The sequence below is a fragment of the Dyadobacter chenhuakuii genome (assembly GCF_023821985.2).
In the GTDB taxonomy this organism is placed as follows: domain Bacteria; phylum Bacteroidota; class Bacteroidia; order Cytophagales; family Spirosomataceae; genus Dyadobacter; species Dyadobacter chenhuakuii.
The window spans coordinates 2,717,358-2,739,220 of record NZ_CP098805.1 but is presented as its reverse complement, the minus strand read 5'-3'; the positions used below and the strand labels follow the sequence as shown (position 1 = coordinate 2,739,220).

The window sequence follows — 21,863 nt, the reverse complement described above, 5'->3', positions numbered from 1 at the left end:
ATTCAAAATAACAGCAATGCAAAACCATACCAATTACGGCTCGTCCAAAAGCCGGGAAGCGAATGTTGAGGACCTTACATTTCAGGATGATCTGCCCCGCGCGGTGCTCCGGCCGAATGAATATGTGCTGCTCGATGGAGAGTGGAAATTTGCAGTCGATCCGAATGACCGGGGCATTACAGAAAGCTGGTATGTCCGGCACGACTTTTCACAAACCGCCCAGTGGCCCGGAAGTGTAGAACAGCACCTGGCAGCATCCCAGCAGGATGTAGCTTCCTGGACGGACAAAATTGTAGTCTGGTACGAACGGGAATTCGAACTTTCTCAGGAAGCATTGGCGGAGCACGATACAGACAGTATTTTGCAGCTGACTTTTGGTGCCTGCGGTTATGAGACCCGGGTCTGGTTAAACGGGCATCTGTTATCCACCATTGAAGGCGAGCAGGTCCATATGGGTGAGTACACCTCATTTTCATATGAATTGGAAGTGCTTCGGCCGGTCAACAAGCTTACCGTTCGTGTTACCAGCAGTATGGACGCTGATATTCCGCGTGGTAAGCAGGAATCCCATGTTTACAAGCGGGGCGGCATCTGGTACCAGACATTCACCGGCGCCGTCCGCAGCATATGGCTTGAAAGGGTAGAGCGAAACCGTTTGCGATCCAGGGTAGGTGTTGTGAGCATTATCGAGGATAACCTGGTGCGGTTCACACTTACCACGCGTATTCATGACCCGGGACAGTACAAGATCAAGCTGTCGGTTTTTGGTGCCGAATCGGGCAAATATGATAGACTCGTGGCAGAGGATGAATTTCCGCTGGTACTTGTAGCAGGACAGAAGGCGCAGCGGCTGGTGCTGGATATGCCGGATGCGTTGCTATGGTCGCCCGAAACGCCCAACCAATACCGGCTTGTGGCGCAGCTCATTGACGAAAAAGGCGATATTTCTGAAATTGAAACAAAATTCGGCCTCAGGAAATTTGAGGCCCGGGGCAGTCGCCTGTATCTCAATAATTTGCCGGTTTACCTGGATGGCATTCTTTACCAGCCGGGCAATGCCAGCTATGACCAGATCAAGAAGCATTTGCTGGCTATGAAAGAGCTGGGATGTAACTTGGTAAGGATCCATATTGCCGGTGTAGACCCACGTATTTATAAACTGGCCGATAAAATTGGCATACTGCTGTGGGTGGAAGTTCCCAGTCCGCACCAATCGACTAAGAAGAGCCGGGAGAATCACCGAGCCGAGCTGATGCGCATGCTAGCATTGATCGGGACGCATCCTTCCGTAGTGATATGGAGCCTGTATAATGAAGACTGGGGAGCCCAGGATATTGCCGTGAATGTGGATACGCGGCAATATATCATTGATATGTATCACTTCATGCAGATTGCCTACCCGCAGTTTATAGTGGTTGATAATGACGGCTGGCAGCATATTTCCTTTGAGGGAAGATTAAAGTCCGATCTGCTGACCGCGCATTTGTACACACCTGACCTCAATCATTGGAAATGGATGCTCGATGAATTGACAGCCGGAAATCTCAATTCGGTTGCAGCCTTTCCGCTCGTTGTCGGCGACCCGTTCTTTTACAGGAAACAGGTGCCGCTGATTGTAAGTGAATGGGGAGGTTTTGGATTTGAAAACTATGGCGGGCCGGTGGACGATTCTGCACGTGCCAGCCAGATCGGCCTTTTTAAAAAGGAACTGAGAAAGCGGTCCTTTTCGGGAGACGTTTACACCCAGGCCACCAACATTGAGGATGAACGCAACGGACTGATCGACTTTGAAACAGGCGAACTAACGGTTCCGGCCGGACTGCTTACATCCTCGCCCGACCCGGATCAAGAAATAAACCGCAATGACAGACATTAGACCAACAGCAATGCTGACCGAAAATAACATCCAGACTGAATCAAAAAGGACTTTCGAGAATCCATTCAAGACATTTTGGATGGCAGGCTTCGAATGCACCGATCAGTTGAACAACAGCGGCGAACGGGTCGACCTGCTCGAAATGACGGGTCACCTCGAACTGATCAGGGCGGATTATGCGCGGATTTCGTTACTGGGAATTTCAACGGTGCGCGAAGGGATTCGTTGGAGTTTCGTGGAGAGAAGACCTTACGAGTATGATTTCAGTCCCGTGCTGGAAATGATGCATGCGGCTGACGAGCACGATGTGCAGCAAATCTGGGACATTTGTCATTTTGGTTACCCAGATGATCTGAGCCCTTTCCATCCCAAGTTTACCGCGCGTTTTGTGGCGCTTTGTGAGGCATTTGTTGATTTTTATTTACAAAATAATCCCGGGAAATTATTGCTCGTAACACCCATCAATGAGGTGAGTTTTATTTCCTGGCTGGGTGGAGAAGTGGCCGGAACGGTGCCTTACTGTACGAAAAACGGCTGGGAACTGAAGTATGCATTAATGCGGGCCTACATTGCAGGAGCCAGGGCAATGAAGCAGCGCAGCGGCCTCGTCCGGATCGTGACAACCGAGCCGCTCGTGAATATGGTACCGGGTTTTGACCCGGATTTAGAAGACCTGGCAACCGCCGCTGCCCAGAATGAGCAGCAGTTCCAGTCCGTTGATATGCTTTGCGGGCGGATATGCCCAGAGCTCGGCGGCAGCGAGGATCTGGTGGATGTAATTGGCTTTAATTTTTATTATAACAACCAATGGATCATAGGCGGATACCAGTTTCTCGGCTGGAACGATTCTGTGCCCGATCCCCGCTGGAAACCACTGGCCGATCTTTTGCAGGCCGGATACGAGCGATATAACAAGCCAATCATTATATCTGAAACCAGCCATCCCAAGGAGGACAGGCCTTTATGGATTAATATGATTGCATCTGAATGTGCGGATGTGCTGGATCGTGGCGTGCCGTTGCTGGGCGTGTGTTTGTATCCCATCATCGACCGGCCCGACTGGGACCATCTCCATATCTGGCATCATTCGGGACTTTGGGACAATGATTTTTCGAGTAAATACAGCCGGGTTTTGCATGAAGAATCGCAGCACGCGCTAATGGCGGCACAAATGCTTATTACAAAAACGCTGGAAGCAAAAAAGCAGTCCGGTATACACTTGAATATTACAGATCCAAGCGATGTGTCGGATCGTAAAACGAACGACTTCAATACGGAAGATCTGGCGACAATGAAGACGAGCGACTTTGATCCGGAAAGTCTGTCTTATAACTAAGTGTTGTTTAGGGAAATAGGAATGTTGTGTTATGAAAATCGGAGAAAAATTGCATAAGGTGCTAAGCAAGCAATACGCACCGGAGGAAATGATCACCCGGAAATTTGAGCGTTACGACATCAGCTTCAAGACCGATGCGGAGGGAAACCCTATCCTGCTTTTTATAGGCGAGCTTACACCGGATGGCAGGATCAAGGGTGAGCGTTTTACGCGTGTTTTAATTAAAGATAAACAAGGCGCAATCCTGAAAGATCACTGGGATGCGAAAGGTAAGATCTGAACATTGCATTCAATGTGCCGTAATGCTGCTCAGCAGGTTGTCAAGCGCCATGCGGACTTTCTCGAACGATGTATCCCTTGTCCAGTCAATGGTATAATGCAGAGATTTATTCAAAGGTCCCCAGCGTTCGGGCTCTCCGTCCATACTGATAACAATGCTGCGCGTGCGCGTGGCGGCCGCAATGTGCGAAACGCCCGTGCAGTTACTGATCAGCAGGTCTGCCCCTTCGATTAGCGCGGCAATTTCTCCCAGCCCCGTTTTACCGGTAAGATCCAAAACCGGACGTTTCATTAAGGCAATCACTTGCGCAGTAATAGGTGCCTCGTCCTTTGTGCCGGTAATGATTATGTGATAGCCTTGATCTGCGCAATGGTCCGCCAGGCAGGCGAAATGTGCGGGAGGCCATTGCCGCCATGCACCGCGGGAACCCGGATGCACACATACATAATGACCATCCGGCATAGAAACAGATTCCTGCAGGTGCCGCCTTTCAGCCGCTGATATCGGGAATTCCAGATCGGTGCCCAGTGAAGGGATTCCCAGGTTTTCCAGCATTTTTAAATGTTTCTCAATCTCAGAAATGCCATTGGGATATTCTAGAAAAAGTGCTTCATTTCTGTGATTACCAGCACTATGAAAGCCCGCGACCGGCCCGGCGTCTAAATTCTCCAGCATTTCATTGACAATGTTCCCGTTTCCCTGCATTTGCAGAATAAGGTCGAAACGCTCGGCTTTTATCTGCACCAGAAAAGCATCCCAGGCCGCTTCGTCAAACGGCTGCTCCGGTAAGCCGTGGTAGCCGGGGAAATGAAGGAAACGATCGATATAATCAGAAAACCGCTCGCTGAAAGATGCGGCCCAGGGCAAGCCCAGCAATGTTATTTCGGCGTCGGGATAGCTGTTGCGAAGCGCCCGTAATGCTGGAACCGTGCAAAGCATATCGCCCAATTGCAACGCCCTGAAAACGGCGATCTTATGTGTGGTATCAGGAGAGAATTTCATAGGAAAAAAACTTTATAACGCATGGCTCCGCGCAATGTCCAATATACAGAAAGGTAGGGGATCAGAAACGAAGTAACGATCATTTCCAACCGGTGCGACCAACTTAAATCTGTACCTCTCAGGCGTTTCAGGGTAAAACGCGCTACTGAAATGAGCCAGATCCCAATCGCAATGGCCGCAATCCATTTATTGCCTGCCAGCAATCCAATAATGGCAACTAGGGTCGACACGATAATAATATAATAATTCCACACCGGCCCGCTGGCGATCCTGGTCCTGTAAAGGTCGGGGTGCTTTTTGAACAGCAGGGCATTGAACATACTTTTTTCCTGGTCGCGAATGCTCGATCCCCAGCCCGCCTCGCGCACAGGATGGCATACCAGCGCTTCGTGCACCTTGATAATGGGTATTTTATTTTTCAAAAACTTGAATTGCAGATCAGAATCTTCACGCCAGGCTGCGGGAAAAGATTCATCAAACCCGTTAACCTGCTCCAATGCGGCTCTGGTACAAGCGCAGTTTGCCGTAATAAACTCGGCGGTAGCCAGATGTGAGACATTTTTCTGATAATCCGTGGGCCGTTCAGGAACCGGAACTTCAACTTGTCCTGTGAATGCCATCGCTGGTAAGACCTCATTTTTATATTGCTGCCAGAACCCTTGCAGCCAGCCCGGTGCGGGAATGCAGTCATCGTCCGTAAATGCGATCAATGAACCCTTGCTGTTTTTCCAGCCGGAATTCCGGGCAGCCGCGGGGCCACTTTTTCTTTCAAGGGGAAGAAATGAGATGGATAAATGAGGCTGCTCGGCCCTGATACGCTCAATGAGTAATGCCGTGGCCGGATCGGGCCCGTCGGAAACCACAATAACCTCGAAGGCAAAGCCTCTGCACGTTTGCAGGGCTATGGCTTCGAGGCACTTGCGCAAAAGTGTGGGTCGCCGATAAGTTGGGATCACTACACTAATCAGGTCTGCCATTATTTTTCGAGGATGAAAGAATTGATGATCAGGGCGTCGAATGGTGATGTCCAGAAACATTCGATGGCATCCCGCGGAGAGCAAACAATAGGTTCGCCGCGCGTATTGAATGATGTATTTACAAGAACAGGCACGCCCGTTTTTGCCTTGAACTCCCGGATGAGCTCATAATATAACGGATGCTGCTGTGCATTAATGGTCTGCACGCGTGCCGTTCCATCCGTATGACGCACCGCCGGGATGCGGTCCGCTTTATCATCTTTAACTGGATATACAAAAAGCATGAAGGGAGACACGGTTGCGTCTTCAAACCATTCAGGGGCATCTTCCTCCAAAACCACAGGAGCAACAGGGCGGAAATCTTCCCGGTCCTTGATATCGTTAAGCCTGGCCTGCATATCCGGGTGGATTGGTGACGCCAGGATAGACCTGCTTCCCAGCGAGCGCGGACCAAATTCCATACGGCCCTGGTACCAGGCAATAATCTTGTCCTCAGCCAGGATAGCAGCCGTTTCGCTGGCGACATTATACAGTCTCTTATAAGGCATCTTTGCCCATATCATGAATTTTTCTATCTCATCATCGGTATAGTCAGGTCCCCAGTAAACGTGGTTCATTTCGGCTGTATAGCGCATATCGCCTTGCGCGTTCAACGCTACGTCCAGCCACTGCGCCGCGCCCAATGCTGTGCCTGCATCGCCTGCTGCCGGTTGCACCCATACATTTTTGAACGGGCCGTGATCCCGGATCACTGCATTCATTACGCAGTTCAGCGCTACGCCGCCTGCCATGCACAGGTTTTCCGAGTTGGTTTGTTCGTGCAGCCAGCGAACCAGTTTCAGCACAGTTTCCTCCAACGCTTTTTGCAGGGAGTGTGCAATGTCATGGTGCAGCTGCTCGAAAGGATCGTCTTTTTTCCGGCCCGGTCCCCACCATTGTTCCGGGTCGAATTCATCAATGGTATATTGTCCGTTGTCCTCAATGTGGATCACGGAACGGAAATCTTCTATAAACACCGGCTTACCATAGGAGGCAAGGGCCATGACCTTGTATTCATCGGATGAATGCAAAAAGCCCAGATAGGTTGTAATTTTTTCATATAACATACCCAGCGAGTGCGGCATGTCCACCGTCGCCAGCTGTGTAATTTTATTTCCTTGTCCTAAAAAGTAGCCTGTCGTTGCCTTCTCACCGCGTCCGTCCAAAGTCAGCACGGCTGCTTCTTCATAAGGAGACGGGAAGAAAGCGCTGGCCGCATGCGCATTATGATGGTTGATGAATGTCCATTTTGCATTTAAATCGCCTGCATCCGCAAATCGTTTTTGCAGATGGTGCGGATAACCGTCCCGTAGCTGATCGGGTGCTTTACGTATGTAATTGAGAAATAATGTATCCCAGCCATTGTATACATCCGCAGCTTCCAGCACATCAGAGCCGGAAAGCAGGTCGTCTTCGTATACAGCTGCTTCGCTTACGCCATCCGGATCAAATGAATACGCAATGTGGTCCACGTCCTTCATGGTAATGCCCGCTGTTTTGAGACAATAATCAATGGCATGAAACGGAAGCTCCCACGTGGAGAAAGGAACAGGCCGTTTCCCGTGCTTGATATGCGTAAAACGCTCTTCTTCGGCGGCAGCAATGATCTTGCCGTCCTTTACGAGTGCTGCGGCGGTATCGTGAAACGCAGCATTGATTCCAAGGATATACATAAGCAGTGGTCTGGTTTAAAATGCAGCGGGTTGCTTACAAGTTTGGTGCCAGCAAGAAGTGTGGAACTTATTGCTTGTAAATCCGGGATTCTAAAATGTTGATAAAAATCCTGAAATCGTTTCGTCCTGACAATGAGCAGGTTTCATAACTCACTGATAATTAGGGAAGCGTTTTGTGCTGGATGGCATTGTTTTTATAACGCCGTTCTGTCCTCATCCAAATTCGCTGACCTATGCATCAAATCAACACGACAAATGGAAGGTTAAAAATCTTTACCTGGCACATTCACGGAAGCTATCTGTACTACTTATCGCAAGGTGATTATGACATTTACATCCCCGTTACTGAACGCAAGAGTGAAGGCTATTACGGTAGGGGAGAAACGTTTCCTTTTGGTCCGAATGTGATTGAAGTGCCGGCAGTGGAAGTCAGGAACATGCAGTTTGACTGCATCCTTTTTCAGTCCGAACGTAACTTCCTGATTGATCAGCATGAGGTTCTTGCCGACTGGCAGAAACAACTTCCGCGCGTATACGTGGAGCATAACACACCGGAAAAGCATCCCACCAACACGCGGCACGTCATGTCGGATCCGCAGGTGACGCTTGTGCATGTGACGCATTTCAATAAGCTGATGTGGGACAGCACCGGAATTCCCAATGTGCGGGTAATTGAGCACGGAGTGTGCATCCCGCAGGTTGCTTATCAGGGAGATATCCCCCGGGGCATTGTGGTGATCAACCATATACAACAGCGGGGGCGGATCACCGGTTGGGATGTTTTTGATGAAGTGAGAAAGCATGTGCCCCTGGACCTGATCGGCATGGGGACATCAGAATCCGGTGGGTTAGGCGAGGTGCTGAACCCGCAACTTCCCGAATTTATCAGCCATTACCGATTTTTCTTTAACCCTATCCGGTATACGAGCTTCGGTCTGGCAGTGTGTGAAGCCATGATGACCGGTATGCCCGTTGTTGCGCTTGCTACCACGGAATATGTGACCGTGATCAAGGATGGCGAATCCGGATTTATTGATACCAACATTGGAAATCTAATTGATAAGATGAATTCGCTCATAGCCGATCCTGCAAGGGCTGCGGATATGGGCGCCAAAGCGAAACAGACGGCGCAGGAAAAATTTGACATTAACAGGTTTACCAGTGATTGGGAAAGTACCTTCAGACAAACGATCCAACTAACGATCCACAATCATGACAAAAAGAATAGCATTTATCAGTGAGCACGCTTCGCCGCTGGCAACCCTGGGCGGAGTGGATAGTGGAGGCCAGAATGTATACGTGGCCGAACTATGCAAATGTCTGGCTAAACTGGGTTATGTGATTGACATTTTTACGCGGAGAGACGATGAACATTTGTCTCAGATCGTTCACTGGCTTCCTGATATCCGCGTTATTCACATGGATGCGGGGCCTGCGCAGGAAGTGCCTAAGGAAATGCTGCTGGGGTATATGGATGAATTTACCCAAAGCATGATCCGGTTTATCAACCAGCAGGAGTTCCAGTATGATCTCGTACATGCTAATTTTTTCATGTCCGGCCTTGTGGCTTCCGAAGTTAAAAAACAACTGGATATTCCTTATGTAATCACTTTCCATGCCTTAGGTAAGATCCGTATGATCCATCAGAAAGACAAGGATGCATTTCCTGCCGCCCGGATGGACATTGAGCAGATGCTTGTAGACGACGCCGATTTCGTCATCGCCGAGTGCCCTCAGGACAAACAGGATCTGATAGAACATTATAATGCTGACCCTTCGCGCATAACGATCATTCCGTGCGGGTTCAGTTCCGAGGAATTTTATCCGTATCCCAAAGAAAAAGCCAGACGTAAGCTCGGCCTTGAAAAAGATGATGTGGTGCTGCTGCAACTGGGCAGGGTTGTACCCCGCAAAGGCATTGACAATGTAATCCGCGCCATCCGGTTCCTGAAACATATTCCGAGGATCAAACTGCTTGTGGTAGGCGGTGCGGATGAGAAGCCTGACTTTGTGAATGATCCGGAACTCAAACGCCTCAAAGAAGTGGCAGAAGTAGAGGAAGTTTCCGGCGCTGTGGAGTTCGTAGGACGACGGAACAGGCAGCAACTCCGCTACTATTATCAGGCAGCCGATTTCTTCATTTCAACACCCTGGTATGAACCATTTGGCATAACACCCCTGGAAGCTATGGCTTGCGGCACACCTGTCATAGGCTCCGATGTTGGCGGCATCAAGTTTACAGTGTTAGATAAAAAAACGGGCTTTCTGGTCCCTCCGCACAATCCTAAGGCACTTGCCGATGCCCTTTTGGAAGGATTGTCATGCCCTGAAAAGTATCAGGCCTTGTGTAATAATGCCTTGAAACGGGTGAATGAGAATTTTACCTGGGCTTATGTCGCAGAAAAAGCGCATCAGCTATATTGCAAACTGAATGTTGTTTCTGCCAAGAAGCCTGTATATCTTTTTCATTATAAGAGAGCGCAAAGAAAACGGGCTCGTCTATACGGACTACCGGCCGCAAACTATGCAGTTTCCTGATTAAACCATTGAAAATATGCCTTCACAACTGATTATTGATTGTAGTAAAATTTTAAACGAAAAAGGACTGACCATTGCCTTCGCCGAAAGTGCGACGGCGGGCCGGCTAGCCGCGGAGTTTTCACTGACGGAAAATTCCGGCAGTGTCCTCAAAGGCGGACTTGTGTGTTATGATGCGGAAGTAAAAGTGGACGTGTTAGGGATGGATCCGGCTTTTATAGAAGAATTCACTCCAGAATCCGGGGAAGTTACCAAAGAGCTGGCCTTGCGCCTGAAAAACCTGATCAAATCAGATGTCCAGGTTGCTGTTACCGGGCTGACCACACCGGGTGGGAGCGAAACGGAACAAAAGCCGGTGGGCACCATTTTCATTCACATGTTCCTGAACGAACGTTCTATTGCTGCAAGGGAAGTTTTTGAAGGCTCTCCGGAAGAAATAGTGCTGCTGGCAGCAGACCTGGCCGCAAAGACAGTTATCCACGAACTGGAACAATTATGAGTATGATCTAAACCATACTCATAATTATTACTAATATCATTTTACCCCAATGTTGACCGGCTGGAGATTTCTTCTGGCCGGTCCTGTTAGTACGGTCCCGTCCGTATCAAAGCGCGCTCCGTGGCAGGGGCAGTCCCAGCTTTTTTCAGCATTATTCCAGTTCACAATGCAATGGGTATGTGTACACACGGGATCAAGCGCTTGGACCTTGCCCGTTGGATCTTTGTAAATGGCCAGCTTCTGACCGTCCAGTTCAACAATTTCACCTGAATCATCCGGTAGTTGGGCAACTGAATCGATTTCTTGCACGCCAAAGCGGTCGCCTATAAAGCGGCCCACGACATCGGCATTTTCTTTGATGACCTCTGTAAAACCAGCGATCGGCTTAATTCTTGCCGGATTGTACAGGTCTTCGTATTCGCTTTTTCCATTTAAAATAATATCGGAAAGAACCATCGCCGAAACTGTTCCCAGGATCATACCATTTCCATTAAAGCCCGTGGCTGTATAAATGCCGTCCGAGGCTCCGGGCGACTTGCCAATGTAAGGCAACCCATCCGCCGGAACATAATACTGTGCCGACCACTGGGTGTAAATGTCTTTGACGGGATAACATTGTTTTGTAAAATTGATCAGGTCAGTAAATGACTGTTCCGGGTCACCGTGGCCCGTTTTATGGTCATGACCTCCCGCTATCAGATACTTTTGTCCATCAATTTCATGCGTCCTGAAATAGTGGTAAGGCTCTTGCATATCATAGACCAGATCCTCAGGATATTCGTCGTTGGTAAGCGTAGCTGCTATAACGTAACTGCGATAAGGCGCATTCCGGAAATGGAGCACATTAACTCCGCCCGGCGGAATGTGGGTGGCATATACAACCGTTTTCGCCTTAATTTCCCGCGACGTTGCTGAGGCAATGTGAACACCATCTTCTGTTTTAATATCATCGATCAGCGTATTCCCCAATGTGACACCACCCAGCTTTTCGAACTCCGAAAGAAGGCCCTGGATGTATTTGAGCGGGTGGAATTGTGCCTGGTTTTCGAATACAATGGCTTTTTGAAACTCGGCGTTTACGGGGACTTCGTTGGTAATTTCCACTTTCACACCAGCCCGTAGCGAGCTGTCGAAAATATCATCCAGCTCCTTGGTTTCTTTCTCCGTTTGCGAATACACATATCCTTTTTTCCATTCGAAATCGCAGTCGATCTCGTAAGTTTCAACATGCTCATGGATCAGGCGTACGGACCCGGCGATGGAATCCGCGAATTGTTTGGCAGCCTCTTCGCTGAATTTGCTTTCTACTTCTGCAAAAGTGGTGTCTGCAAATGTATTAATGTGTGCCGTGGTGCCTCCGGTTGTGCCATATCCGGGATTGTGCGCGTCCACCAGGATGCAACTCCGCCCGGCCTTCTGTAAGAGTAAAGCCGTTGTTACTCCCGTAATTCCCGCACCTACAATGAGTGCGTCAAATGTCCTGGAAGTGTCGAGCCCATCAGAGGCTGCTGCACCGGATGTATTTTTTTGCCAAAGGCTTGTGTTGCGTCCGTCGCGCGTATTTTTATTATTATTTTCCATATCAATAATCTAATTTTTTCGTCAGTGCTAAACTAAAACCGTACCAACCGGCAAGCTATAAATGCGTGGTGCAGCAATAGTTTTTGAAAAGTGTTTAAAAAGATAGACTAGGGATTAATTTTGCAAAGAATCCTTCTGACATGCTATATCGTTTTACTATATTCTTCTTTCTTTTTTGCCTCACAACAAATGCACAGGTTTTGCGGAAAAGGACCACTATGCTCATGGGTGGCCGTTTTGACATCACCATCGTAGCACAAGATTCCGCCGCAGCAGAAGCGGGCATTGATGCCGTGATCGCGGAAATTACGCGGATCGAAAATCTGATTTCCGATTGGAAACCCAACTCCCAGGTTTCAGAAGTTAATGCCAATGCGGGTATCCGGCCGGTGAAAGTCGATGCGGAGGTTTTCGGGTTAACGGAAAGGGCCATTGCACTTTCCAAACTCACCAATGGTGCCTTCGATATCAGTTTTGCAGCTATGGAACGCATCTGGAAGTTCGATGGCTCAATGACAGCAATGCCCAGTGCCGATGCTGTGAAAAAATCTGTTGAAAATGTGGGTTACCAAAACATTATCCTGGATAAAGAGGAAGGGACTATTTTTCTGAAAGAGAAAGGAATGAAAATCGGGTTCGGGGCGCTGGGCGAAGGTTACGCAACGGACCGGTGTCGTGATATGATGTTAAAACAGGGCATTAAGGCTGGCATAGTGAATGGTTCCGGAGATATGAGCGCGTGGGGAAAACAGCCCGATGGCAGCGACTGGGTCATCGGCATAACGGATCCGGGGCGTCCGGGAGAACTTTTTGCAGTGGTGCCGCTTCGTCAGGGTGCCGTAGTGACGTCGGGCAGTTATGAGAAGTTTGTGGTCATAGATGGCAAGCGTTATGCGCACATTATCAATCCTGCGACGGGTTATCCTGCTACGGGCCTTACGAGCGTGACCGTTTTCGGGCCCGGTGCCGAGCGCGCCAATGGTTTCAGCACATCGCTGATGGTTATGGGCCAGGAAGCCGGAATGAAGCTCATCAACCAATTCCCGGAATTCAATTGCGTAATGATCACCGACGACGGTAAAGTGGTTACTTCAAAAAATTTCAATATTGCCAGATACCGGCCTTAGTAACAATCCATTAGCACCTGGCCGTGCGACTGAAAGTAACTGATGTTTTTCCCCAGGCGGGTTTGACAAATATGGTCCAGCAAAGCGACTACATTGTTCTGCATGGCCAACGACCCGCAAAGCATGATAACACCGTTATTGGACAGCGTTTCGGCCACAAAAGCTTCGTCCCTTGCCAGCAGATCTTTCACATATTCCCTGGCGCCTTCCCGGGAATAAGCAATGTGCAGACTGTTTAATTTCCCGTTTTTCAGGTTAGTTTGAATGGAAGTTTTGTAAAGCAAAAACGAGGCATCGTCCCGGAAACCGCAGTATAAACGGCAATCCACCGGAGCATTTTGCTGATCGATCATACCCAGGAACGGCGCTATGCCTGTCCCGTTAGAGATCATAATCACCGAAGACGCATTCTCTGGAAAGTGGAAATGCGGGTTGCCTACAATCCTGGCACCGATCTCGCTCCCTGCATTCAGGCGATAAAGATAATCCGAACCCAACCCGCCTTCATGCAATTTTACACTCAATTGAATGTTGCTACCAACCTTGCCAATAGAATAAAGCCGCTCCCGGTGATCATTTGCGGGATAAATGGCAAGTAAATCGCCGGAAGTGAAATCCGTCGGGTTATTTGCCCGAAGGCTGATGAGAAAGGCTTCGCCTGGGGTTGAAACGGTTGTTTTATCAACGACTGTAAGTTGCTGTACGGGTTCATGGCGGGTTGTTAGCGAGTCGGAGGATATAGCAAGCGCCACACCCGCATGCTGCGACCAGCTCGCTGCCCACTGACCGAACTCATCCGGGGATTTGTCATTGACGGTGTGGATTTCAAGGGCAGGAACAGCCCAATCCTGTTTGGCCAAAAGATTATCAACCTCAAACGCGAATTTGCAAAAATCGGGATAACCGTGTGAACCAAAGCCTACCACAGAAAAACGGACGGGACGGGGTTGCTTGTGCTTTTCCAGATGTGCAGCGAAATGTGCAGCATTGGTAGGCGGGTTACCCAGCCCGTAAGTAGCCGCCATGACAATGATGTTTGATGCTTTCGGATAAACTTTATAATTATTAAGCTCCGTAACATAAGCCGATCTGCCTCCTGCGATCAGCTGCTTGTGAATGGCATTGGCGAAATTAAAAGTGCTGCCGTTTTCAGATCCTACCAGGATGATAAACTCACTTTCATCCGCCGTATACTTGTTTTTTACGCGGTTAGCCCTGCGCTTCCATGTCATCGCAAAGCCTGAGTAGATGAAAAAGAGAATGTTACCCGAAGCAACTGCCAGGATAACAGCCCATATCGCATGGGTGCGCCCCGTGTGCAGGTCCAGATTTAGCTCGGTAAGCAATGCAGCCGTCGGATACCGAACCTCGCTTAAAATGTCTCCGTTGATCTGGTTAACCGTTATCTCGCGGTCGGTAAGTTTTAATGTATAGTAATCCTCAGGGTCTTCGGAAAAGGGAAATTCAATGGTTTGAACCTCGGATAAATTTATTTTTTTAAACACCTCAAAATCAGCAGGATCCCGAACAGGCCCCGACTTGATCGCATCAAAATCAACCTCGGCGGATACAACCGGGGACTCTATCAATCCAAAACGGGCCAGCGAGAGATACGTGCCACTTAATGCAATGATGAAAATAGGGATGAGCGACAGCCTGCCTAGCACCACATGGTAATACTGCGCAAAATTATCCCGCACAATGCGGCTGAAAAAACGTTTCAATCCACGCTGCCGCTGGATTATGAGCATTGTGCCGGAAACGGTGATCAGGAGCAATAAAAACGCAGTCAGCCCGATAAAAAACCGGCCTGTTTCATGAATAAAGAGCGAGCGGTGCAGCGCCGTTACCCATTCGAAAAATTCGCTTTTGGGTGCGGGGTAACCCAGCAGGCTGCCGGTTTGCGGATCAATGTAAGCTTGCAGTTTTTTCCCTTCCGCATCACTGCCTTTGATCTGTACAAACTGATTTTTATCAACCGTAAGTTCGCTGATTCCGGGATATTGTTTTCGTAAAACGGGTAATGTTCCCGCCAGCGTAGTTTCACTGAAATGATCGGTGCGGTAGGGCAGGACTTTTTCGGACAATGGCTGAAATGCCAGAATGATGCCCGTAACAGCGGCGAGGGTCAGTAAAAGAAAAGAAGATACAGCCAACGCTAGGTGGCTGTATCTCCATACAGAAATGGTCATAAGGAACTTAAACTTTAATTAGCGCTGAAACGGACGTAACGAATGTATCCAGTTCCCTCGTTTTTCGCAGCCAGTGACTCGGTGGTCAATGGGATTTCCAGGTCTTTCACGTGATATTCCTTGTCTTCCACAGCGCTCTCAAAACGGATCTTATATCCCGCGTTGATCTTGGCATTATCAATTTCAAACACGTTCACGCTCCGGTCGCCTCCCGTCACCGATGCACCCGTAATGGCGCTGATGTTGGCTTTTTGCCTGGATTGGAACTTGTGCCATTCTTTCATGCTGTTGTACCACTTTTTATCGGGCCCCAGCACATACAATGTCTTCTCGTAAGCACCTTTACTGTTAATGAGCGAAATCACGATATATGCGCCTTCACCCATGTAATTGGTCATCTGGATCATGCACTTGTATTTGCTCTTGCCGGCCGCCTGTGCAACAGCATTGTTTGGGCGGGCGATCGTCAGTGTCAGGAAAAGGAGTGTTATTTTAAATAAATCAGACATGAAAGTTATTTCAGGAAATTGACAGTTACATTGTTTTTAGAAAGCGACTCATTCTCTCCCGCCAAGTCAAAAGCAGTTTCGTTGAAATTTGTCTCAATCTCTTTTTTAGCACCGATGGAAAGCAGATATTTCAGCATTGCATCGTCTTTCGAAACCATAGCAGCCTTGTGCAATGCGGTAATGCCTTCGCTGTTTTTTGCATTCACATCTATCTGATATGCTTCCAGACTTTTAACCAGTGCCAGGTCGTTTTTCGCCACTGCGATATGGTATAATGTGTTGCCGTTTTTCGCTGGTGCAGCGATTTTAAAACCTTTGTCCTGCAACACTTTTATTTTCGGTCCAAACTCGCCTGCTGTTCTGGCATTGTAGGATTGGGCGAGATAGAAAGCAAGGTTATCGCCGTTTTTATCCGTTGTATTAATATCTGCACCTTTGCCGATCAGGTAGCCGATCACCTCAGGAGAGTTACCGCGAACAGCCATTGCCAACGCACTAACGCCCTTTTCATTCAACTGGTTAATGTTTTTAACACTGGAAAGTAATATGCCAATGGTCGCTGTATCCCGATTGCTGGCCGCGGCATTCATGAAAACCGTGTTGCCGTCTTCGTCCGCTTTGTTCACATCCACGCCTTTGCTCAGGAAATATTTGATGATTTCTTCCTGCTTTGGCTTGCGCACAATAGCATGCAATGCATTCTCTCCGTTCTTCCCGATAACAGTCGGTTTCAATTTCAGGCTTTCCAGATATTGATAAACTTCGATAGGGTTAGCACTGCCGCGACCGCCTTGCGCAGCCATGAGAATCGCATCCGAATTGGCAGGAACTCCTTTTGCTAAAAGTGTTTTCAAAACATCGATTTTACCCGCACGGGCAGCGTAACTGAATGCATTGTGTCCGGCAGCGTCAGTGCTTTTTAAGTCCAGGCCTTTGGATATAAAATAATTGGTCAACGCCAGGTCTTTATCATTTGCTATGCCGATCAGCAATGCATTTGCACCATCATTATTCAGGTCTTTTTTCAAATCGGCGCCGTGTGCCAGGCATATGTCGTAAACCTTGGTGTTCTGCTGACCGCCGCCTGCAGCAAAGTTGATCGGCGTAGCACCGTGGCCATCCACATAATTTCCTTTCGCTCCCTTGGCAACCAGATATTCCATCAATTCCACATTGCCTCGCATAGCAGCCCAATGCAGATAAATCCGGCCGTCGTGGGTTGCCTTATCCACTGTGTTGCCCGGCTGGGTCAGCAGATATTCAATGGTAGGGTTGGGCGCTCCTGCATTGATAGCAAGCACAACCGGATCAAACATGTTGTTATTGAACTGGGCAGGATTGCTTCCTTTTTCAATCTCCGCTTTCACTGCACTCACATCCGGGGAGGTTTTCCAGAAAGATTGTTCCAGAAGGACATTCTGCTGAGCCTGAGCAGCAAACGATAAGAATGCACAGGCAGCAATAAGAAGTTTTTTCATATTAAGACAAATTAAAATAACGGGTTAACAGGTGCAACTTCCCTGTTTTGAGAGTCAAGATGCACAAAGTTAAACGATAATTGGTCTAAATATGGATTTGCGGCAAGTTTTTGAACTGAAATTAAATATGCAAAAAAGATTACTTTAACACTCCGCTCGATACGATATGCTTCGAAAGCTCCCTTGCAAAACGCTGCGCGCCAGGCTCACTCAGATGGCATACATCACAGAACAAAACCGAATCTTCGGGCATAACCGCCGCCATATTAAAGAAACCGGTCTTTTGTTCCTGATGGACTTTTTCCAGCATTGCATTATGCATCCGGACTCCTTTCGCAACATTCGCCGGCTTGCCCCACGTGGTCACCGGCGACACCATGTAGCAGGGCGTGAAATATTTTTTGTCGGCCTCCTCACCCGTCAATGTTATGCCGGGCGGGAAGAAGGTTGCATATTTTACCAGAAGCAGCGGGTCGTGTTTCTTGTTGGCCAGTCGGGCAATGTCATTCAGGTTGTTATAGTAGGACGCAGCCGTTTTAATGTCCTCACCATAACCGGCGTATGCAGGATCAACCTGGTCATTGCTGATGTAGTTCCGGTGTTTTAGCTTGTCTATCAGTGTTTTAATTAATAAATGAATGGAGTAGGGTATCACAGTCACATTCATTTCCGGATGCTTCAACAGCAAATTGATCTCGTCATACCATTTGATGTGGCTGTAATCCGGGTAAAACATTTCGGTGGAAATGTTATTGGCGCGGTTCTCATTGATGGCTTCATAAAAAATGACCAGGTCATAGGGCTGGTTTTTGAGGAGCCGGTATTTTACGAGATTGTCGCGGGAGTTATGGCCCGGCATGGCGACATTGAAGAAGTTGAATTTTTTAATCGCCGGATAGGCCTTTTGAAACAATGTATCCAGCCGCATTTCCAACCTCGACCAATGCGTGTTGACCACCGATCCGCCCAGGATCAGAATGTTCCGCGTGTCACCGCCACGTTCCACTCGCGCCTCCTGCATGGCTTCGATATAAGGGTAGTATTTCTTTTCAAGATATCGGGCCGGCTGAAAGAACGGATAACCGACCAGGGAAAGGCCTATCCTGAAAATGACTTCTGAAAAGACATAAAGCAGCGCAGTCAAAGTCAATGAAAGATAGAATTTTCTTGATATCATGCAGGATCGTAGTAATAATTGCTTTGTCATAAGGACACATCGCTACTTCAATTCCGTTGCATAACAGCCTGGGACTTTCAGATTTATACTTACTTTTGAAAAAATGCAATTCAAGTCATGCAGATTAAATTTCCAGGCATAAATAATGATAGTCCGGGTTCGAACTGTCACGTAACCCTCGCCGTCCTGCTTCCGCTATGCGATTAATTCCGGTCTCAACATTATTCTCAAAACAGGAGTGGCAGCTGGCGGCCGGGATTGTCTGCATTTATCTGCCTGTGCGGATATTTGTAAGCAATGTGGCGCTGGACGGAGAGACCATTTTAAATAAAATGCCGCTCTGGATTGCTGAATTCGCTGTTAACCTGCTGTTTTTCAGGATATGGATCGCGATCATCGGTGCCATACAATACTCATCCGGCAGGCTCGATGCAACTTTTACGTTCAGGTTTCCGAGGCGGCTTTTTACCTATGCCGTTGGTTTGGTGCTGGCGGTGTTATTCAATTTTGCATTCATTTTCCTTTGGCGCAATATGGAAATGTTGCTGGCGCAGCAATTACAGATCGTCATCAAAAGGACCGAACAGGAAATACAGCCTTTCAACCGTCAGCAAAAAGCAAAAGCCAATACGGGCCTGACGGTGATGGCTATGTTGGCGACCATTTATATGGTCTCGGTCAAGCGCAGCAATGAACAACTGGAACAAGTAAGCTTGCGCGCCGCACAGCTAGAAAAGGAGAATTTGCAAACCCGCTTTATAGCACTCAAAAATCAGCTAAGCCCTCATTTTTTGTTTAACAGCCTGAGTATTCTGACCTCTATCATTGAAAAGAATCCGCAGCAATCGGTGTTGTATGTCAATAGGTTATCCAAATCTTACCGTTATATACTGGATCATTCCGATCTGGAATCGGTAACATTGAGAACGGAGCTGGATTTCATTGAAGCGTATGTTTTTTTACTGAAATCGAGGTTTGAGGAAAAGATGCATGTGCACATCGAAATCCCTGCTGCTGCCCATTACCAATACAAAATCGCCCCGCTCACATTGCAATTGCTCATTGAAAATGCAGTGAAGCACAACCAAATGTCGATGGAAAATCCTTTGCATATCAGTATTGGAATGATTGATTTTCAGCTGATTATTAGTAATCCCATCAGAAAGCGGAACAACCTGCCGGCTTCGGCTGAAATAGGACTGTCCAACATTATCCGCAGATATGGATTGCTGACCAAAGAGCCGGTAACGGTCTCTGAAACAGGCGGTTCATTCGTTGTGAAAATCCCATTGCTGACATGAAAGTATTGATCATTGAAGATGAAGGCCAGACTGCCGAACGCTTGGAAAACCTCATTCACAGGTATGACAAGACGATCCGGGTGCTCGACAAAATCGGATCTGTTGAAAAGACGCTGGCATATTTTGCAAAACAAAATGCGGAGCTTCCAGACCTGATCTTCATGGACATTCACCTGGAAGACGATCTTGGATTCCGTATTCTGGAAGAGCTGAAACTAACCGTTCCGGTTATTTTTACAACCGCTTTCAACGAATATGCATTAAGGGCCTTCAAAACATTCAGTATCGATTATTTGTTAAAACCAATTGATTATCAGGAGCTTTCGGAGGCCATCGACAAGTTTAAAACCATTGTAAAACCTACGTTGCCCGAAAATCGGTTCGCGCGGTTACTGGAAAATTATAAGGAGTCGGCCTATAAAGAGCGGTTCATGGTCACGGCCGGAACGCGATTACAGAGCATTGCGGTGGCGCAAGTCGCCTATTTTTCCTATGAGCGAAAGACCACGCTGTTGAACACAACAGACGGGAAATTTTATAGCCTTGATTACAGTTTGGATAAGCTTGTAGAATTGCTTGATCCGAATCGATTTTTCAGGGTTAACAGGTCGCAAGTGATCTCTTTACATTCCATCCGGTCGGTGAATCAGCATCCCATGGGCAAAATGGTCGTGGAAATCGAGCCTACGCCACGAGTTGAAGTGACTGTAAGCCTGGATCGCATCGCTGCATTCAAGGATTGGCTCGGTAAATAGCATCATTGATGCATTCCTTAAATCCGATATAACTGTCATTCAGGCCAAAATTCCCGGCATTCAGCTCCTGCCTTCTTCCATTCCTTTCCTTATCCGGCTATCTTATGAAGCGCTTTAATGTACGAGCGGACACATTTTGATGACTGGGGAAAACGATGGAACTGTTGAAATCCATAAAGTATTTTGATTTTGAAGACTGCGAGGAGGCAGAGCTGGGCGCTGTGGCAACAATCACGACGGGATGCCAATATGCTCAGTTTGAATGGCCCGACGAAAATTTACAACCATTCACACTCATTGAAAAACTGGTTGGCGACAGCATTATCCTGGGAGAACAGAAATATATGCGCGTTTCCGAGCGCGAGAAAAAGAAGTTCGGTTTCCTGCATGGCGACATTATATTTACCCATAACAGCAGTTCCAGCCAGCTTGGCAATTGTGTCCTTTACGATCTTCCCCATTTTGTTTTACATACCAAATATCTGCGCATTGTTGCCAATGAGCGCGTGAACAGCCATTTTCTGTTACTAATGCTTACCCAATTACGTCTGGAAGGAAACATTCACCGGATCGCAAAACAAAAAGGCAGTGTTTATTACGTGAGTATAGAAGATTTGAAGCGGTTGAAAATCCTTGTTCCCACAATAGAACACCAGAAACAATTGCTCGATTTTCATATCCGTGCTTGACTAAGCACATTTGTCTGCTTATGTTAGGGGCGAATAAGTATCGGGGATTTTACAATTAAGATATGTCGATTACCAAAGAAGAAGAATTAACGGGAATGCAGCGTGCGAGTGAAGTGGTTGCCGTAATCCTGAAAAGAATGACGGCGTTTGCAAAACCCGGAATGACAACCAAAGAACTCGACAATTTCGGGGCTGGGCTTTTTAAAGAATTTGGGGCAAAATCAGCGCCTAACCTTGCTTATGGCTTTCCCGGCTGGACGTGTATCAGCGTTAACAATGAGTTTTGCCACGGCATCCCAACGGACAGAACGATCTTGCGCGATGGCGATCTGGTGAACATTGATGTTTCGGCAGAAGTGGGTGGCTACTGGTCTGATAACGGCGGATCATTTGTGTTGGGACCAGATACAAACGGGCATCAGCAGCTTGTGGACGCCTCCAAACAAATCCTGAAAAAGGCGATCAGCAACATCAAAGGCGGCGTAAGAATCTCGGATATCGGTTTTTTAATAGAATCAGAAGCCAGAAAACGCGGTTATAAGGTGATCAAAAACTTGAATGGCCATGGAATAGGACGGCATCTGCACGAAGAACCGTCCGAAATTGCCAATTACCGCGATCGTTCTAATACGAGGCGCTTCAAGAAAAATTCAGTTGTTGCCATCGAAACGTTTATTTCAACACGTTCATCGCTGGCCGTGGAAACAGGCGACGGCTGGACAACGGTAGGGGACAAAGGCGGTTTCATGGCTCAGCACGAGCACACAATCGTGGTAACCGACGGCGCGCCGATCATTTTAACGGCCAGCAACGATATCTGGGCATAATAACAGC

The 21,863-nt window shown here is 47.9% G+C and carries 19 protein-coding genes; 11 read left to right on the top strand and 8 right to left on the bottom strand.

Features of this window, described 5'->3' with window-relative positions:
- The first annotated feature begins 16 nt into the window (after positions 1-16).
- From NFI80_RS11315 to NFI80_RS11305, 3 genes are read left to right on the top strand one after another with little or no spacing between them, the layout of a single operon-like run.
- On the top strand, positions 17-1,876 hold the full coding sequence (locus NFI80_RS11315; RefSeq protein WP_235162995.1) for a glycoside hydrolase family 2 protein: 1,860 nt from the start codon (positions 17-19) through the stop codon (positions 1,874-1,876).
- Positions 1,863-3,212 (top strand): amine oxidase, encoded by a 1,350-nt coding sequence (locus tag NFI80_RS11310; RefSeq protein ID WP_310587981.1) that lies wholly within the window; start codon positions 1,863-1,865, stop codon positions 3,210-3,212. Before NFI80_RS11315 ends, NFI80_RS11310 begins: the two co-directional genes overlap by 14 nt.
- Positions 3,213-3,243: 31 nt before the next feature.
- Positions 3,244-3,492, top strand: coding sequence for a hypothetical protein (locus tag NFI80_RS11305; RefSeq protein WP_235158445.1), 249 nt, complete (start codon positions 3,244-3,246; stop codon positions 3,490-3,492).
- 9 nt (positions 3,493-3,501) lie between these two features.
- Here the strand turns inward: NFI80_RS11305 and NFI80_RS11300 are convergent, their stop codons facing one another.
- Genes NFI80_RS11300 through NFI80_RS11290 form a run of 3 tightly spaced genes read right to left on the bottom strand, consistent with a single transcriptional unit; the run spans position 3,502 to position 7,183 of the window.
- Positions 3,502-4,494: a glycosyltransferase family 9 protein gene (locus NFI80_RS11300; protein WP_235162996.1), complete on the bottom strand. Its 993-nt coding sequence runs from the start codon at positions 4,492-4,494 to the stop codon at positions 3,502-3,504.
- Positions 4,491-5,471 (bottom strand): glycosyltransferase family 2 protein, encoded by a 981-nt coding sequence (locus NFI80_RS11295; RefSeq protein WP_235162997.1) that lies wholly within the window; start codon positions 5,469-5,471, stop codon positions 4,491-4,493. The genes NFI80_RS11300 and NFI80_RS11295 overlap by 4 nt, the downstream gene beginning before the upstream one ends.
- Complete coding sequence (locus NFI80_RS11290) at positions 5,471-7,183, bottom strand: carbamoyltransferase family protein (RefSeq protein WP_235162998.1); 1,713 nt, start codon at positions 7,181-7,183, stop codon at positions 5,471-5,473. Before NFI80_RS11290 ends, NFI80_RS11295 begins: the two co-directional genes overlap by 1 nt.
- A 233-nt stretch (positions 7,184-7,416) precedes the next feature.
- Between NFI80_RS11290 and NFI80_RS11285 the strand changes: the two genes are divergently transcribed.
- From NFI80_RS11285 to NFI80_RS11275, 3 genes are read left to right on the top strand one after another with little or no spacing between them, the layout of a single operon-like run.
- Positions 7,417-8,424, top strand: coding sequence for a glycosyltransferase family 4 protein (locus NFI80_RS11285; RefSeq protein WP_235162999.1), 1,008 nt, complete (start codon positions 7,417-7,419; stop codon positions 8,422-8,424).
- Entirely contained in the window at positions 8,396-9,721 is a 1,326-nt protein-coding gene (locus NFI80_RS11280) for a glycosyltransferase (RefSeq protein ID WP_235163000.1), read from the top strand. The genes NFI80_RS11285 and NFI80_RS11280 overlap by 29 nt, the downstream gene beginning before the upstream one ends.
- 16 nt (positions 9,722-9,737) lie before the next feature.
- Positions 9,738-10,220 carry a CinA family protein gene (locus NFI80_RS11275; RefSeq protein WP_235158451.1) on the top strand — a complete coding sequence of 161 codons (483 nt, stop codon included), beginning with the start codon at positions 9,738-9,740 and terminating at the stop codon, positions 10,218-10,220.
- Positions 10,221-10,256: 36 nt separating this feature from the next.
- Here the strand turns inward: NFI80_RS11275 and NFI80_RS11270 are convergent, their stop codons facing one another.
- Positions 10,257-11,801 (bottom strand): FAD-dependent oxidoreductase, encoded by a 1,545-nt coding sequence (locus NFI80_RS11270; RefSeq protein ID WP_235158452.1) that lies wholly within the window; start codon positions 11,799-11,801, stop codon positions 10,257-10,259.
- Between the two features lie 140 nt (positions 11,802-11,941).
- Between NFI80_RS11270 and NFI80_RS11265 the strand changes: the two genes are divergently transcribed.
- A complete protein-coding gene (locus NFI80_RS11265) occupies positions 11,942-12,928 on the top strand; it encodes an FAD:protein FMN transferase (RefSeq protein ID WP_254414175.1) in 987 nt (328 codons plus the stop codon).
- On the opposite strand, the gene NFI80_RS11260 is transcribed toward NFI80_RS11265, so the two are convergent.
- From NFI80_RS11260 to NFI80_RS11245, 4 genes are all read right to left on the bottom strand, one after another.
- Positions 12,925-15,120 (bottom strand): PepSY domain-containing protein, encoded by a 2,196-nt coding sequence (locus tag NFI80_RS11260; protein WP_235158454.1) that lies wholly within the window; start codon positions 15,118-15,120, stop codon positions 12,925-12,927. The two genes, NFI80_RS11265 and NFI80_RS11260, sit on opposite strands and share 4 nt — an antisense overlap.
- A 14-nt stretch (positions 15,121-15,134) precedes the next feature.
- Complete coding sequence (locus tag NFI80_RS11255; protein ID WP_235158455.1) at positions 15,135-15,629, bottom strand: DUF2271 domain-containing protein; 495 nt, start codon at positions 15,627-15,629, stop codon at positions 15,135-15,137.
- Positions 15,630-15,634: 5 nt separating this feature from the next.
- Positions 15,635-17,107, bottom strand: coding sequence for an ankyrin repeat domain-containing protein (locus NFI80_RS11250; protein ID WP_235163001.1), 1,473 nt, complete (start codon positions 17,105-17,107; stop codon positions 15,635-15,637).
- A gap of 139 nt (positions 17,108-17,246) precedes the next feature.
- Positions 17,247-18,284 (bottom strand): hypothetical protein, encoded by a 1,038-nt coding sequence (locus NFI80_RS11245; RefSeq protein WP_235163002.1) that lies wholly within the window; start codon positions 18,282-18,284, stop codon positions 17,247-17,249.
- Between the two features lie 197 nt (positions 18,285-18,481).
- On the opposite strand from NFI80_RS11245, the gene NFI80_RS11240 reads away from it, so the two are divergent.
- From NFI80_RS11240 to map, 4 genes are all read left to right on the top strand, one after another.
- Positions 18,482-19,585 carry a sensor histidine kinase gene (locus NFI80_RS11240; RefSeq protein ID WP_235163003.1) on the top strand — a complete coding sequence of 368 codons (1,104 nt, stop codon included), beginning with the start codon at positions 18,482-18,484 and terminating at the stop codon, positions 19,583-19,585.
- Entirely contained in the window at positions 19,582-20,340 is a 759-nt protein-coding gene (locus tag NFI80_RS11235; RefSeq protein ID WP_235163004.1) for a LytR/AlgR family response regulator transcription factor, read from the top strand. Before NFI80_RS11240 ends, NFI80_RS11235 begins: the two co-directional genes overlap by 4 nt.
- Positions 20,341-20,504: 164 nt before the next feature.
- Positions 20,505-21,029, top strand: coding sequence for a restriction endonuclease subunit S (locus NFI80_RS11230; protein ID WP_235163005.1), 525 nt, complete (start codon positions 20,505-20,507; stop codon positions 21,027-21,029).
- Positions 21,030-21,091: 62 nt separating this feature from the next.
- Entirely contained in the window at positions 21,092-21,856 is a 765-nt protein-coding gene (map, locus tag NFI80_RS11225) for a type I methionyl aminopeptidase (protein ID WP_235163006.1), read from the top strand.
- The last annotated feature ends 7 nt before the right edge of the window (positions 21,857-21,863 follow it).